Source organism: Variovorax sp. EL159, assembly GCF_900100965.1.
Taxonomy (GTDB): Bacteria; Pseudomonadota; Gammaproteobacteria; order Burkholderiales; family Burkholderiaceae_C; genus Variovorax.
Map to the genome: position 1 here is coordinate 23,887 of NZ_FMUJ01000004.1, position 15,157 is coordinate 39,043.

13 protein-coding genes are annotated in these 15,157 nt (G+C 66.0%); 11 read left to right on the forward strand and 2 right to left on the reverse strand.

Annotation, left to right across the window (positions count from 1 at the left end):
• Nucleotides 1–48 precede the first annotated feature (48 nt).
• Together BLQ28_RS17155 and BLQ28_RS17160 are read left to right on the forward strand one after the other, a co-directional pair.
• Nucleotides 49–1,869 carry an ATP-dependent nuclease gene (locus BLQ28_RS17155; RefSeq protein WP_093241864.1) on the forward strand — a complete coding sequence of 607 codons (1,821 nt, stop codon included), beginning with the start codon at nt 49–51 and terminating at the stop codon, nt 1,867–1,869.
• Complete coding sequence (locus tag BLQ28_RS17160; RefSeq protein WP_093241867.1) at nt 1,866–3,626, forward strand: UvrD-helicase domain-containing protein; 1,761 nt, start codon at nt 1,866–1,868, stop codon at nt 3,624–3,626. The genes BLQ28_RS17155 and BLQ28_RS17160 overlap by 4 nt, the downstream gene beginning before the upstream one ends.
• 494 nt (nt 3,627–4,120) lie before the next feature.
• On the opposite strand, the gene BLQ28_RS17165 is transcribed toward BLQ28_RS17160, so the two are convergent.
• Nucleotides 4,121–6,130 carry an alkyl/aryl-sulfatase gene (locus BLQ28_RS17165; RefSeq protein ID WP_093241869.1) on the reverse strand — a complete coding sequence of 670 codons (2,010 nt, stop codon included), beginning with the start codon at nt 6,128–6,130 and terminating at the stop codon, nt 4,121–4,123.
• A 108-nt stretch (nt 6,131–6,238) separates the two neighbouring features.
• On the opposite strand from BLQ28_RS17165, the gene BLQ28_RS17170 reads away from it, so the two are divergent.
• From BLQ28_RS17170 to BLQ28_RS17190, 5 genes are read left to right on the forward strand one after another with little or no spacing between them, the layout of a single operon-like run.
• On the forward strand, nt 6,239–7,150 hold the full coding sequence (locus tag BLQ28_RS17170) for a LysR family transcriptional regulator (RefSeq protein ID WP_093241872.1): 912 nt from the start codon (nt 6,239–6,241) through the stop codon (nt 7,148–7,150).
• Between the two features lie 41 nt (nt 7,151–7,191).
• Nucleotides 7,192–7,701 (forward strand): flavin reductase family protein, encoded by a 510-nt coding sequence (locus tag BLQ28_RS17175; protein ID WP_093241874.1) that lies wholly within the window; start codon nt 7,192–7,194, stop codon nt 7,699–7,701.
• Nucleotides 7,702–7,715: 14 nt separating this feature from the next.
• Complete coding sequence (locus BLQ28_RS17180) at nt 7,716–8,195, forward strand: BON domain-containing protein (RefSeq protein WP_093243374.1); 480 nt, start codon at nt 7,716–7,718, stop codon at nt 8,193–8,195.
• Nucleotides 8,196–8,223: 28 nt separating this feature from the next.
• Nucleotides 8,224–9,132 (forward strand): DMT family transporter, encoded by a 909-nt coding sequence (locus tag BLQ28_RS17185; protein ID WP_093241876.1) that lies wholly within the window; start codon nt 8,224–8,226, stop codon nt 9,130–9,132.
• A 32-nt stretch (nt 9,133–9,164) separates the two neighbouring features.
• Nucleotides 9,165–10,094, forward strand: a complete 930-nt coding sequence (locus BLQ28_RS17190) for a glutaminase (protein WP_093241878.1) — start codon at nt 9,165–9,167, stop codon at nt 10,092–10,094.
• A 4-nt stretch (nt 10,095–10,098) separates the two neighbouring features.
• Here the strand turns inward: BLQ28_RS17190 and BLQ28_RS17195 are convergent, their stop codons facing one another.
• Nucleotides 10,099–11,091: an NAD-dependent epimerase/dehydratase family protein gene (locus tag BLQ28_RS17195; RefSeq protein ID WP_093241881.1), complete on the reverse strand. Its 993-nt coding sequence runs from the start codon at nt 11,089–11,091 to the stop codon at nt 10,099–10,101.
• Nucleotides 11,092–11,186: 95 nt separating this feature from the next.
• Here BLQ28_RS17195 and BLQ28_RS17200 point away from each other — a divergent pair, with 95 nt between their 5' ends.
• The 4 genes from BLQ28_RS17200 to urtB all read left to right on the forward strand — a co-directional run bounded on the left by BLQ28_RS17200 (nt 11,187) and on the right by urtB (nt 15,156).
• Entirely contained in the window at nt 11,187–12,134 is a 948-nt protein-coding gene (locus BLQ28_RS17200) for a LysR family transcriptional regulator (RefSeq protein WP_093241883.1), read from the forward strand.
• Nucleotides 12,131–12,619, forward strand: a complete 489-nt coding sequence (locus BLQ28_RS17205) for a hypothetical protein (protein WP_093241886.1) — start codon at nt 12,131–12,133, stop codon at nt 12,617–12,619. The genes BLQ28_RS17200 and BLQ28_RS17205 overlap by 4 nt, the downstream gene beginning before the upstream one ends.
• A 427-nt stretch (nt 12,620–13,046) precedes the next feature.
• Nucleotides 13,047–14,240, forward strand: coding sequence for an urea ABC transporter substrate-binding protein (urtA, locus tag BLQ28_RS17210; protein WP_093241889.1), 1,194 nt, complete (start codon nt 13,047–13,049; stop codon nt 14,238–14,240).
• 13 nt (nt 14,241–14,253) lie between these two features.
• Complete coding sequence (urtB, locus tag BLQ28_RS17215) at nt 14,254–15,156, forward strand: urea ABC transporter permease subunit UrtB (RefSeq protein WP_093241891.1); 903 nt, start codon at nt 14,254–14,256, stop codon at nt 15,154–15,156.
• The last annotated feature ends 1 nt before the right edge of the window (nt 15,157 follow it).

Consider the following 15,157-nt stretch of genomic DNA (forward strand, 5'->3'; position numbering starts at 1 on the left):
TGACCACCACACTATCAAACTAAGGCTTACGCCAATACGGGAGACGACATGAAGGTTGTCCGGCTGACCATCTCGAATTTTCGCGGCATCAAATCGGCTGAACTCCTGTTCGACGGGCACACCTTGATGGTGGGCTCCAACAATGTCGGCAAGAGCACACTCTGCGAAGCACTCGACCTCGTCTTGGGACCGGACCGGCTCAACCGCTTCCCTCCGGTCGATGAGTTCGACTTCTACAACGCTGAATACTTGGCCCCTGCCGCAGAAGAAGGTGCGAAGCGGGTGCCGATTCCGCTTCGGATCGAGGCGGTCCTCATCGAACCCGGCGCCGAGATCGGAGCCAAGTGCGGCGGCAACATCGAGTTCTGGCATGTTGCCGAGCAAAGACTGCTCGGGCCGGGAGAGGCCGACGCCGCCAATCCACCCTATGCCGTCCCCTGTCTGCGGATAGAGACCATCGGCCAATACAACCTCGAGGAAGACGAGTTCGAGGCCCGCAGCTACTTCTCCCATAGTCCCGACGCTCCCCCCGGGGAGCTGACCAAGGTTCCCAAGCCGATCAAGCGGCTGTTTGGTTTCCTCTACCTGCGGGCGTTGCGGACCGGCTCGCGGGCGCTGAGCTTAGAGCGTGGGTCGCTTCTCGACATCATCCTGCGGACCAAGGGCGTGCGCACCAGCCTTTGGGAGAAGAGCATCGAGCGCCTGCGCGGCCTCGACATCGAAGCCGACGCGGCCGAGATCGCGCCGGTTCTGCGATCCGTGGAGAGGCGGCTGGCCCGCTACATCGCATTGGAGTCGCCCGGCAACGCCACCAAGCTGCATGTCTCGGAGCTCACGCGTGAGCATCTGCGCAAGACGATGACGTTCTTCTTGGCGCTGTCGGCGGACCAAGGACACGTCCCATTCCCCCATGCCGGCACGGGCACCATCAACACGCTGGTGCTCGCGCTGCTCTCCTTCATCGCCGATCTCAAGCCCGACACGGTCATCTTCGCCATGGAGGAGCCCGAGATCGCGGTGCCGCCGCACACCCAGCGACGCATCGCCCAATACCTGCTGACCAAGACGACACAGGCCTTCGTGACCTCCCACTCGCCATTCGTGATCGAGAAGTTCGAGCCATCCAAGACACTGCTGCTGGCTCGCAATGCCGGCGTAGTCACGGCGCGAAAGGTCTCCGACGCCACCGGCCTCAAAGACAACGACTACAAGCGCTTCTCTCGCTCCGGCCTGTCTGAATGCATGCTGGGACGAGCAGCCATCGTCGTCGAAGGCGTTACCGAGTTGCATGCGATGCCCGTCGTCGCACGGCGCATGGAAGAGAGCGATCCCAACTTGCAGCCGCTGGACATCGCGGGTGTGGCCTTCTTCGACGCTGATGGCGAGTCGAACATGCCCAAGTTCGGAAAGTTCTTCAAGACGCTGGGGCTACGCACCTTCGCCTTCTATGACCTTGACTACAAAAAGAAGCGCAAGGCCGAGCAGGCGCAGGCTCTGGCGGACAACTTCGAAATCAATGTCGAGCACGCCTACAAGGGCTTCGAAGACCTCGTCGTGGCGGAGGTGCCCGTGAATAGGCTGTGGTCCTTCCTGTCGGGCCTAAAAGCCAATGATGAGAACGGCAACGTTGCCATACCCGATGCGCGCCCGAACGACGACGCGGTCAAGGCCATCGCCAAAGAAGCCCTCGGCGGCAACAAGGGCGCCGGCTGGTCGGCGCGCCTGTTCGAGGAGTGCGAGCTCCACGAGCTGCCGGCCACGGTAACGAAGTTTCTGGCATCAGTATTCGCACTGTTCCCGCCTCCCCCCCCGATCGACGACGACGATGAAGCACCACCCGAACCGGCGGCCGCTGCTGCAGCTCCATGAACGAGCCTTGCAAGCTGCGCGAAAGCGTCATGGCTTGCGAAGGCCATGCCTTGGTCATCGGCGGCCCTGGCAGCGGCAAGACGACGCTCGCTCTGCGCAAGGCGGTCAAGCGGATTCGCGACGGCATGCTTCCGGGTCAGTCGGCCTTGTTCCTGAGCTTCTCGCGGGCGGCAGTGGCGCGCATCTTGGATGCCGCCAAGCTCGAGTCCACCAAAGCCGAACAGGAGCAGCTCTCCATCCAGACGTTCCATTCGTTCTTCTGGGACATCCTCAAAGCCCACGCTTACCTGCTTGGGGCGCCGCATAGGCTCTCGATCTTGCTGCCACACGACGAGAAGGCCCTGTCGGGCGGCCTCGACGACGAAGACGATGGCTGGGACGAGTGGCTCGTCGAGCGTGAGCGGCTGTTTCGCGAAGAGGGGCGGATCGCGTTCGATCTGTTCGCGCCCAATGCGACAGCTCTGTTGGCTCGCAGCTCGCATTTTTTGGCGTCGATCGCCCATCGGCACCCCATCATCATCGTGGACGAGGCCCAGGACACCGGCCAATACGCGTGGCAGTGCATCCAGATGCTCGCGCCACACACGCAGGTGCTGTGCCTGGCAGACCTCGAGCAGCAAATCTTCGACTACCTGCCAGGCGTCGGCCCGGAGCGCGTGATCGCCATTCGGGAGACGTTGAAGCCGCACGAGATCGACCTCGGGACGCAGAACCACCGCAGCCCAGACTCCGAAATCTTGGCGTTCGGCAATGACATCCTGACGGCCAACCCACGCGGCGCGCCCTACAAGGGCGTATCCGCCCTTACCTACCGCCCCGAGAAGCCACCGCCGAACTGGAATCATCTGCTACGCCGAGCCCTCGGGGAGCTCTTGAAATCAATTCGGGCTCAGAGCGACAAGAAGGTGGAGACGGTCGCGATACTGGTCACCAACAACCGCAGTGCGTTGAAGATGTCCAACGCCCTCAACGCGTTGGGGGCCAATGTCGGGAAGCCGGTGCGGCACAAGCTGCTGTTCGACGAGGCCGAAGCGCTGCTGTCAGCCCGTTTCGCGGCCTTTCTGCTGGAACCCAAGGACCTCGCCCAACTGGAGGCCGATGTCGCCACCAGTATGGAAATGATCGCCGCCGCGAGGCGCGCGACGGGACAGGGCCGGAAGGAAGTCGCCAAACTCTTGGAGCAGGCCAACAAAATCAAGGGTGGCAAGGCCCTGAACATCAACATAGCCAACGCGCTGCGCGGCCTGATTTCAGGCTTGGCAGTCAACGATTTCAGCGGCGATCCCGCCGAGGACTGGCTCACGGTCAAACATGAGCTGCGGGCGACCAATCAAGACGAACTCACGCGGGTCGCCGCGCAGTTGGACTTCTTGGTGGCGTTCCGTCGGGGACATCGCATCTCGGCTGCCCTCTCTGATGAATGGCTTCGCGACGGCGCCTACACCAATGCCCGCACCGCCCTCGACTTGGCTCTCGCACAGGAGCAAATCCTCGATGGCGTGGAGCCGCCGATGGGCTTGCAAGTCATGAATTTCCACAAGGCCAAAGGCAAGCAGTTCGACGGAGTCATCCTCGTCCGCGAAGCTCGTCGGACCGGCCCCGCCGTCGAATCATCTTTCGTTTGGCGAGGCGACAATGCCCCGTATCCCAAAAGCCGACGTGTGCTTCGAGTCGGCATCACGCGAGCAAAAGTCCACACGCTCATACTCGATCCGCTTTGGCCGCAATGCCCCCTGCTCAAGGGGCACAAGCTCTAGGGAAAACTCCTCGTCAGTCGGACCGGCACGTGGCGTTATGACGTAGGACGATTGGTGACGGAGTTTTGCACGAAGACCAAGGTCATTCCCTCTTGAGCCGACCGGCTGGCTACAGATTCCGACTGAGAGTTGTCGGTGGCGAGGGGAATCGCTTCGCACGAGGAAGGTCAATGACCGGTTCCGGCAGCCGCGGACATTCGCTTTAGAACGGCGAACGACCGTACCCAGTCTGAAGCGGGCACTGAATACAGTCGTGCCAATGTCGACCGACGCCGATGCCGGCCTTCGGCGTTTCGCTTGCCTAGCGCCCGTCGCTCGCGAATCCACCGCAGCGGTCGAATCGCCAACGCCACAGCCGCGCTCATCGTGCGCAGGGCACCGGGTGCTCCCCGCAGCGAAATAAAGGGGGAGCGAAGCGGGGGATATTCGCGGAGGGAAGTGCCCGGTGTCCTGTGCACGCGCCCCGAACAAGAGCGCCGAAAACCAAACTCAGCCTACTTCCGAGGCTCGACCACAGGAAACATCAGGTCGAAGTTGTCCAGCATGCCGAACAGCTCGCCCAGCTTGGCGCGGTTGCCGTCGATCTTCACCTGCCCCGACTGCAGCGCCTCCGGAAAGGTCGTCTGCTTGAGCGTGATCGCATCGAGCGTGGCCCGGCTCAGCGTGATGGTGGCGTCGGCGCTGGCGGTCTGCTGGTCTTTCAGGTGCGTGAGCGCCGAGTTCTCCAGCGTCAGCACGAACTTCTGGTTCGAGTCGGTGAAGTTCCAGTTGATCACCATCGTCTTGCCCTCCGCCTTGGCCGCGTTCAGCCGCACGCCGAGGAAGTCGAAGAACAGCTCGTTGCTCACCGCCTTGAGCGTGTCGCCGTTCGAGCTGCTGCCGCCTGGAATCTTCGGCACGCCGTTGCGCAGCTCCATCGCGCCCACCAGGTAGGCGCTGCGCCATGTCCCGGCCTCCGACTGATAGCCCATCTGTTCGAGCGCATCGGCACCGAGTTCGCGCGCTGCGCGGTTGGCCGGGTCAGCGTAGACGACCTGGCTCATCGCACTCGCCACCCAGCGGTACTCGCCCTTCTTGAAATCTTCGCGGGCCCGCGCGACCACCGCGTCGGCGCCGCCCATGTACTCCACCGTCTTCTTCGCCTGCGCGACCGGCGGCAGCGGGTTCAGGTTGGCGGGGTTGGCGTCGTACCAGCCCAGGTACTTCTGGTAGACCGCCTTCGCGTTGTGCCGCAGCGTGCCGTAGTAGCCGCGCGCCGACCACTCCTGCTCCAGGCTCGCGGGCATGCGCAGCGTCTCGGCGATGTCGGCCGGGGTGTAGCCCTCGTTGAGCAGGCGCAGCGACTGGTCGTTGATGAACTTGTACATGTCGCGCTGCTTCTTCAGCAGGTCGACGATGCGCGCCTGCCCCGTGGTGGGCCAGTGGTGCTGGGCGATGAGCACGTCGGTCTTGTCGCCGAAGGCCGCGCGCGCCTCGTCGATGTACTTGGCCCACAGGTTGCCGTCGCGCACCTCGGCGCCGCGGATCGTGTAGAGGTTGTGCATGTTGTGCGTCACGTCTTCCGCCATGTTGAGCACGCGGAACTGCGGCAGGTACATGAGCATTTCCGCCGGCGCCTCGGAGCCCGGCACGAGCTGGAACACGATCTCCACGCCGTCGATGGTGCGGCGCTCGGTGGTCTTGTCGATGGTCGAGGTGGGCGCGATCAGCGTCACGCTGCCGCGCGCAAGCGCCTTGCCCAGCCCGGTGTCGACCTGCCCGCGCACGCCCGGCGGCAGCAGCGTGCCGAACTGGTATTGCGAGCGCCGGTTCATCGCGTTGCCCGCGAGGATGTTCTCGGCCACCGCCGTTTCCATGAAGGCCACGGGCGCGATCACCTGCACCTTGCCGGCCGCCACGTCGGCCTCGGTGGTCACGCCCTTCACGCCGCCGAAGTGGTCGGCGTGGCCGTGCGAATAGATCACCGTGCCGACCGGCTTCTTCGGCCGGTGCTGGTAGTACAGCTCGAGCGCGGCGCGCGCGGTCTCGGCGGTGAGCAGCGGGTCGATGACGATGAGCGAGGTGTCGCCTTCGACGATGGTCATGTTCGCCAGGTCGAAGCCGCGCACCTGGTAGACGCGGTCGGTCACCTTGAACAGGCCATGAATGGCATTGAGCTGGGCCTGGCGCCACAGGCTCGGGTTGACCGTGTCAGCCGGCTCGTTCGCCTTCAGGAAGTCGTAGGGCTTCATCGTCCACACGGGACGCGGGCCGGTGCCGGGCACCAGCGCGTCGGGCACGGTGCCGATGAAGCCGCGCGTCGCGTCCTCGAAGTCCTGCCGGTTGGCAAAGGGCAGCGTCTTCGCCATGTCGGCGTTGGCCTTCAGCGTCGCGGGCTCGGGGGGCTTGGGTGCAATCTGCTGTGCGGCGGCGGATGCGGCGCCCAGTGCACAGGCCACGGCAAGCGCCAGGGCGCCAAGAGAAGGAGCGCCTGCCGGCGCGCGGGTCGAACGGTCACGGGTCATCGATGGGCCTGTCTGGGTTGGCTGTTGGGCGGAGAAGATTCATTCTCCGAAGCACAGGAACCATTGGCAAATGCAAAATATGACGTTCCTTTTTAACCAGAACGCAAAATGCAGCTGCGTCAGCTCCAGCACCTCCTGGCCCTTGCCGAGCAGGGCAGCTTCGGTCGCGCGGCGCAGGCGGTGCACCTGTCGCAGCCCGCGCTCTCGCGCAGCATCGACAACCTCGAAGAAGGCTTGCAGGCCCGCCTGATCGATCGCGCCTACGGCACGGTGCGCTTCACGCAGGCCGGCGAACTGGTGCTGGCCCGTGCCCGCGAGCTGCTGGCCGATGCGCAGCAGATCGAGCGCGACGTGCTGCAGCTCGAAGGGCTGGCCATCGGCAGCCTCAACGTGGGGCTCGGCCCATTTGCCGCCGGCATGCTGGGGCGCGTGGCCCTGTCGCTCATGACCCAGCGCCACCCCCAGCTGCTGATGCGCATGGAAGTGGCCGACACCACCACGCTGTGCGAGCGCCTGCACCGGCGCCAGCTCGACCTGTTCATCGCCGACACGCGCGACCTGAAGAAGCCGCCGGGCCTGAAGCTGGTGCGCCTGCCCAACGTGCCGGTGTCGTTCTTCGTGCAGCCGAAGCATCCGTTGCGCAGGCTCAAGCAGGCGACGCTCGAAAAAGCCATGGACTACCCCGTGGCCGGCCCCAACCTGCCGGCCGAGGTGGCGACGCATTTCGACAGGCAGATCAAGCGCACCGACCGCGGCGTCTTCAACGTGGTCTGCGACGACCCCGGTACGTTGCGGCACCTGGCACTGAACGCCAACGCGGTGATCCTTGCGCCCAACGCGCCGGCCCTGAACCCCGAGACCGAATCGCTCGTGCCCCTGCCGATCGCCGGCCTCACGCGCATGCAGACGCACTACAGCCTGGTGACGCTGGCGGGGCGCACACCCTCGGCCGCCGCCACCGTCTATACCCGCCTCGTGACCGAGTTGATGGACCCGGCCCAGCAGCCCGCCGGTCGCTGAGCCAAAATGACCCTCTTGCCTTCCACCGCCCTGCCCTTTCCGTGACCACTCCCCGCCGGGCCCAGCCGCCCACTTTTTCGCCCGACGAGTTTCGTGAAGCGCTCGGCATGTTCGCCACGGGCGTGACCATCGTCACCGCGCGCGCGGCCAACGGCACGCTGGTCGGCCTGACGGCCAATTCCTTCAACTCGGTGTCGCTCGCGCCGCCGCTGGTGCTGTGGAGCCTGGCCCGCGCGGCTGCTTCAATGGCCGCGCTGAGCGCGGGCTCGCACTACACCGTCAACATCCTGGCCGCCAACCAGAAGGCGCTGGCCACGCGCTTCGCCACCAAGGACATCGACCGCTGGGCCGATGTCGAGTTCACCGAAGGGCTGGGCGGCGCGCCGGTGCTGGTGGGCGCCGCGGCCAGCTTCGAGTGCTTCAACCGCAGCCGCTACGACGAAGGCGACCACGTGATCTTCGTCGGCGAGGTCGAGCGCTGCACCCACGACGCCGGCGCCTCGCCGCTGCTGTTCCATGGCGGGCGCTTCTACACGGAACACCCCTTGTGAAGCACGCTGCGCTCATGTCCGTCCTGCTGCTTGCCGCGCAGACCGCCATGGCGCAGGAAGCGGCAGGGCCGCTCAAGCAGAACTGGTTCGACGACCCGTTCTTTCCGGTGTCATCGGGCCTGCCCGCATGCCCGATGCCCGAGGGGCCTTTCTATACCGCCGAAGAGCGGCGCATCCAGATCCACTCGCGGCTGGAGCGCGGCACCAGTTGCTGGCTCGCCGGCAAATGCACCGACAGCAATGCCTACCGCTACGACAAGCCGCTCGCGCCCAAGGTGCGCGCCGCGCTGCAGGCCGTGCCGGGCGTGCGCGGCAGCAGCGTGTGGGTGATGGTGCAGCGCCGCTGGGTCTACCTGCAGGGCTGCGTGCCCAACGCCGCACTGGCCAAGAAGCTCGAACACGCCGCGCGTGCCCTGCCCGACGTCGAGGCGGTGGTGCCCGACCTCATGGTCGGCACCCGCGGCAAGCCGCCGTACCCACTGGCCGACAGATAGGCCCACGACGACAACAACAACCAGACGAATGATCCAGCGCAAGACACACCTCGACTCCCTCGCCATCGGCCTGCTCATCGCCTGTTGCGCGTTCTGGGGCCTCCAGCAGATCCTCATCAAGACCACCGTGACCGAAGTGCCGCCGCTGTGGAAGGCCTCGATCCGCATGGTCGGCGCGACGGTGTTGCTGTGGCTGTGGTGCGTGTGGCGCCGCGTGCCGCTCTTCGAGCGCGACGGCACGCTGTGGCCCGGCCTGCTCGCGGGCCTGCTGTTCTCGGGCGAGTTCGCCGGCATCTACCTGGGCCTGCAGAACACCAGCGCCTCGCGGCTCACGGTGTTCCTGTACACCGCGCCCTTCTGGGTGTCGCTGCTGCTGCCGCGCTGGGTGCCGGCCGAGCGCCTGCGCGGCTTTCAATGGCTGGGCCTGTTCATCGCCTTCGCGGGCGTGGTGCTGGCCTTCAGCGAAGGCTTCGGCCACATGAGTTCGTCGCAATTGATCGGCGATGCGATGGGCCTGGCGGCCGGCATGCTCTGGGGCCTGACCACGCTGACCTTGCGCACCACGAAGCTGGCCACGGCCAGCGCCGAGAAGACGCTGTTCTACCAAGTGGCGGTGACAGCGGCCGTGTGCCCCGTGCTGTCGCTGGTGCTAGGCGAGCACTGGAACTTTGCGTACTCGACCTGGGCCTGGACTTCGATCGGCCTGCAGACGGTGATCGGCGCCTTCGCGAGCTACCTCACCTGGATGTGGCTGCTGCGGCACTACCCGGCCACGCAGATGTCGTCGTTCACCTTTCTCACGCCGCTGTTCGCACTGGTGTTCGGCGTGGTGCTGCTCAAGGAGCCGCTCACGGCGCAACTGATCGTGGCGCTGATCGGCGTGGCGCTGGGCATCGTGCTGGTGAACCGGCGCCCGAACGCACAACGCGCCGCGTGACTCATCGAGTGGTGCACCGCATGACCCCCGCCATGAAATTCCAGCCCATCCTCGACGAGATCGTCGCCACCCTGCGCCCGCAACTCGGCCAGGGCGGCACCGTGGCCAGCTACATCCCGGCGCTGGCGCGCGTCGATGCGCGGCAGTTCGGCATTGCGCTGCGCACCTGCAACGGCGAAGAAGCCGGCGCGGGAGATTTCGAAACGCCCTTCTCGATCCAGAGCGTCTCGAAGCTCTTCACGCTCACGCTTGCGATGCAGCACGTGGGCGACGCGCTGTGGGAGCGCATCGGGCGCGAGCCCTCGGGCAATCCGTTCAACTCGCTGGTGCAGCTCGAGAACGAACAGGGCAAGCCGCGCAACCCCTTCATCAATGCCGGTGCCATCGCGGTGGCCGACCGACTCGTGAGCCAGGCACTGGCCACCGGCGGCAGCGCCAAGGCCGACATCCTCGCGCTGATGCGCAGCCTGTGCGGCGAGCCCATCGGCTTCGACGACGAAGTGGCCCAATCGGAGGCCGACACCGGCTTTCGCAACTTCGCGCTGGCCAACTTCATGAAGAGCTTCGGCAAGCTCGACAACGACGTCGCCACGGTGCTCGACGTCTACTTCCACCAGTGCGCGCTGCGCATGAGCTGCCGCCAGCTCGCACGCGCCGCCGCCTTCCTGTGCCGCGATGGCGCGCACCCCATCGACGGCGAGCCCGAGATCACCGGCGAGCGACAGACCCGGCGCATCAACTCGCTGATGCTGACCTGCGGCACCTACGACGCGGCCGGCGACGTGGCCTTCTCGATCGGCCTGCCCTGCAAGAGCGGCGTGGGCGGCGGCATCGTGGCCGTGGTGCCCGACAAGCTCACACTGTGCGTGTGGTCGCCGGCCCTCGATACGACCGGCAATTCGCTGCTGGGCATGAAGGCGCTCGAGCTGTTCGTCGCGCGCACGGGCCTGTCGGTGTTCTGAGCGTTCAAGCCGCCACGGCTAGGGGCGCGGCGCCAAGGCTGCCCATGCCGTCGAGCGCGGCTTCCACTGCCTCTTCGAGCGGCGTGTGCGGCTCGCGACCGAGGAAGGCCACCAGCTTCGCGTTGTCCATCTGCACCGGCGTGTTCCACAGGTAGCGCATCTCGCGCATTTCGCGGAAGGTGGTGACGAAGGGCGAGGCCAGCGTCACCAACCACCACGGAAAGGCCGACACGCGCGGCGCCTGTGCGCCCGTGCGGCGCACCACCACCTTGCGGATCGCACCGCTCATGCGCGTGCCGTCGGCATCCCAATGGCCGGCCATGTGGAAGCGCGCGAAGGGCTCCAGCCTGTCGCGGCGCGCCAGCAGCTCGACCATGGTGCGGGCCACGTCCGGCAGGTACGACCACTGGTGGCCCGTGTCGGGCCGGCCCGGGTAGCTCACGGCCTTGACCGGTTGCCCCACCTTCAGCAGCCCCTGCGAGAACCAGTTGTTGCCCGGCTTCGGGCCGAAGAAGTCGCCGGCCCGCACGATCAGCACGCGGACCGCGCCTTCACGGCTGGCGTCTTCGAGGCGTTTTTCCATCTCGACCCGGATCGCGCCCTTGCGCGTCACCGGGTGCTGCGGCGAATCTTCCTTCAGCAGCGGCAAGGCATCGGGCCCGAAGTTGTAGACCGTGCCCGGCAGCACGATGGTCGCGCCTTCGGCCTTGGCAGCGGCAATGGTGTTGTCGAGCATCGGCAGCACCAACTGCGCCCAGCCCCGGTAGCCGGGCGGGTTGACCGCATGCACGATGACCGAGCAGCCCTTCGCGGCCCGCCGCACGGCCTGCGCGTCCATCGCGTCGCCGGCGAACCAGGTGATGCCGTCCCGCTTGCCTTCGGCCGCGCCGCGCTGGAGACCCCGCACCTGCCAGCCCGCATCGCACAGCTGGCGAGCCACCTCGCCGCCGATGCCACCCGTGGCGCCCAGAACCAGAACCGTGTCGTTGCGTGCCATGAAATGCTCCAGAACAGTTGTCGATGGGTGAATTCTGGAAGCGGACGGGTTGGATTGGAATTGCCGAACATGAGCCAGCAGCTATACATTTATGCATGACTCCAGACATCGGCTGGGAGCTGTACCGCTCCTTTCTCAGCGTGCTGCGCGAGGGTTCTCTTTCAGGCGCGGCGCGCGCGCTGGGCATCACGCAGCCCACGGCCGGGCGCCATGTGGCCGCGCTCGAAGAAGCGCTGGGCGTGGTGCTCTTCACGCGCTCGCAGGTCGGGCTGCTGCCCACCGACGTCGCGCTGGCGCTGCGCACCCACGCCGAGGCCATGGAAAGCACCGCCGCGTCGCTGGCGCGCGCGGCCACCAGCCAGGGCGAAGGCGTGCGCGGCGTGGTGCGGGTGTCGGCCAGCGAAGTGATCAGCGTCGAGGTGCTGCCGCCCATCGTCGCGCGGCTGCGCGAGGCGCATCCGGCGCTGAAGGTCGAGCTGGTGGCGACCAACCGCGTGCAAGACCTGCTGCGGCGCGAGGCCGACATCGCCGTGCGCATGGTGCGCCCCAGGCAGGAGCAGCTGGTGGCGCGCCGCATCGGGCAGATCGAACTCGGCCTGCATGCGCACCGCGACTACCTCGCGCGCCATGGCACGCCGCGCAAGCTCGAAGAGCTCTCGGGTCATGCGGTGATCGGCTACGACCAGCCTTCGGCCTTCGTGCGCAATGCGGGCAAGGCATTCAAGGGCTTCGGCCGCGACACCTTTTCGGTGCGCACCGACAGCGACCTGGCGCAACTGGCGCTGCTCCGCGTCGGTGCGGGCATCGGCATCTGCCAGGTCGGGCTGGCCCGGCGCAGCGACACGCTGGTGCGCCTCGTGCCGCGCACCTTCTCGATGAAGCTGGAGACCTGGATCACGATGCATGAAGACCTGCGCAACAGCCCGCGCTGCCGCGTGGCCTTCGACGCGCTGGTCGAAGGATTGCAACAGTACGTGGGCGCGGCCGAGGCGGGCAAGCCACAGGGGAAAATAGCCCGCGCACGAACCACAGCACCCGAATGACAGACTCAGCAGACAACAACCTCCCCCTTCAGGAACCCCGCCTCTGGCGCGACGACCTCTGGACCGCCCGCGTCATCAAGAACGAAGAAGACGACGGCTGGGCCGTGGAGATGACCCGCCTGGGCGACCCCGAGCCCGCGCTCGTCGGCCCCTGGACGATGGGCCGCGACAAGAAGAACCCCAAGCCGCTCGACGGCCCCGCCTTCTCGACGCTGGTGAAGACCGCCGCCGAAGTCATCCGCCGCCACGAGCAGCAACTGCACGCCTCGCTCAACAAGAGCGTGACCGTCACCGCGCGCGACGACCGGCGCATCCGCGTGTCGCTGTCCATCGTGCCCGACGAGGACAACCCCTCGGCCACGCTCAGCGCGCACGACGACGAAGACGATGCGGAGCTGGCCAGCGTCAATGTCTCGCCCGCCTTCAGGCTCACGGCGTCCAGCGCCACGGCCTGGATCGAAGCGGACTTCGCACGCCCTCGCTGACGCGCTCTGACCACTCGTTGATCGCATCCACCGGAGACATTGCGCGCGAATAACACACGCCCCGCGCTTTCGCCAATTAGCGAAAAAGCGTATGTTCACGCCGGGGTGAGTTGAGAAGAATCCGCCCCAACGAGCAATCGTTACCAGTCATACGACACCCGCTGCCAGTGCTGCCAGCGAGGCGTCGGGCAATAAAGCCCGAATCGGTTTCAACACCGGTTCGGGCTTTTTTGTTTTTTCGGTCGCAACGAAGCCTTTTCAAAACGGATGCGCGTCATCCGGGGGCGGCGCTTTGCCCGAAGAAAAAGCACTGGCAACGCAGCGTTCGTTTGCAGGAGCCGCGCGGCGGGAGGAGACACCCAAAGCACGGCTTCGAAGGTCGGATGTTCCTGATGACTCGCACAAACACAAAGCAAAGGAATTTGACATGACGAACCCCTTCAACCGCCGCCAGATCGTGAAGACCGGCGGCTCGATGATCGTGCTGGGCGCCGCGGGCAGCGTGGCCCGTCTGGCCGCCGCGCAGGATGGCAATACCGTGAAGCTCGGCCTGCTGCATTCGCTCTCGGGCACCATCGCCATCGCCGAGGCCTCGCTGGTCGATGCCGAAAAGCTCGCCATCGAAGAGATCAACGCCGCCGGCGGCGTGATGGGCAAGAAGATCGAGGCCGTGGTCGAAGACGGCGCCAGCGAGAACCCGGTGTTCGCCGAGAAGGCGCGCAAGCTGCTGGAGCGCGACAAGGTCGCGGCCATCATCGGCTGCTACACCTCGGCCTCGCGCAAGGCGCTGCTGCCGGTGCTCGCGCAGGCCAAGGGCCTGCTGTTCTACCCCACCTACTACGAAGGCCAGGAGCAGGACAAGCGCGTGTTCTATCCCTCGCAGGAGGCCACGCAGTCGGTGATCGCGGCGGTCGAATGGATGGCGCGCGAGAAGGGCAAGAGCTTCTTCCTGGTGGGCTCCGACTACATCTATCCGCGCACCTGCAACAAGATCGCCAAGCCGGCCATCGCCAAGGCCGGCGGCAAGGTGGTGGGCGAGGAATACGCGCCGCTGGGCCACACCGAGTTCTCTTCGATCATCAACAAGATCAAGGCAGCCAAGCCCGACTGCATCTACAGCACGGTGGTGGGCGGCTCCAACGTGGCGCTCTACAAGCAGCTGCGCGCGGCGGGTCTCGACGGCGCCAAGCAGGTGCTGCTGTCGACCGTGGTGTCGGAGAACGAGATCGAAGGCATCGGCAAGGACAACGCCGCCGGCTACTACGCCTGCATGGGCTACTTCCAGAGCATCAAGTCGCCGGCCAACGAGAAGTTCGTGAAGGCCTTCAAGGCCAAGTACGGGCAGGACCGCGTGATCGGCGATCCGATGGAGGTGGCCTACAACTGCGTGTACCTGTGGAAGCTGGCGGTCGAGAAGGCCAAGTCATTCGACGTCGACAAGGTCACGGCCGCCGCGGCCGGCGTGGAGATCGAGGCGCCCGAAGGCACGGTGCGCGTGCACGCCACCAACCACCACGTGTGGAAGAAGGTGCGCGTGGGCCGCGCGCGGCCCGACGGCCAATTCGACATCGTCTGGGAATCGCCGCAGCTGGTCGAGCCCAACCCCTTCCCCAAGGTCTGAGCCGGGCGCCGACATGAATTTCGACATCGCGGTGATGCAGGTCTTCAACGGCGTGAGCCTGTTCACCATCCTGCTGCTGATGGCCATCGGGCTGGCCATCGTCTTCGGCCTGATGGGCGTCATCAACATGGCGCACGGCGAGCTGATGGCGCTAGGCGCCTACATGACCTACCTGGCGGCGCGCTTCTTCGAGTACTTCGCGCCGGGCTGGATGGGCCTGTACCTGTTCGCCGCGATTCCGTTCGCGTTCGGCGTGACCTTCGCATTCGGCTATGTGCTGGAGCGCGGCTTCATCCGCTTCTTCTACGACCGGCCGCTGGACACCCTGCTCGCCACCTGGGGCCTGAGCCTCATGCTGCAGCAGGCCTACCGCTCGATCTTCGGCGCGCAGGAGGTGAGCGTGCCGCTGGCCTCGTGGCTCGCGGGGGCGTGGGAGCCGACGCCGGGCATCCAGCTGCCGCTCACGCGCATCTTCATCGTGGGGCTGACGGCCATCGTCGCCATCGGCGTGTACCTGTTGCTGTACCGCACACCGTGGGGGCTCAAGGTGCGCGCGGTGACGCAGAACCGCGCCATTGCCGGCGCGGTGGGCATCGACACGCACCGCGTCGATGCGATGACCTTCGCGCTGGGCTCCGGGCTTGCGGGCATCGCGGGCGCGGTGTTCACGATGATCGGCTCGACCAACCCCGGCACGGGCCAGCTCTACATCGTCGACTCGTTCATCGTGGTGGTGTTCGGCGGCGTGCAGAGCCTGATCGGCACGGCCCTTTCGGGCTTTGCCATCGCGCAGTCGCAGACCTGGCTCGAATACCTCATGAGCGGCTCGATGGCCAAGGCCACGATATTGCTGCTGGTGATCGCGGTGCTGTACTTCCGGCCCAACGGGCTGTTCGCGACGCGCTCGAGGAGCTGAC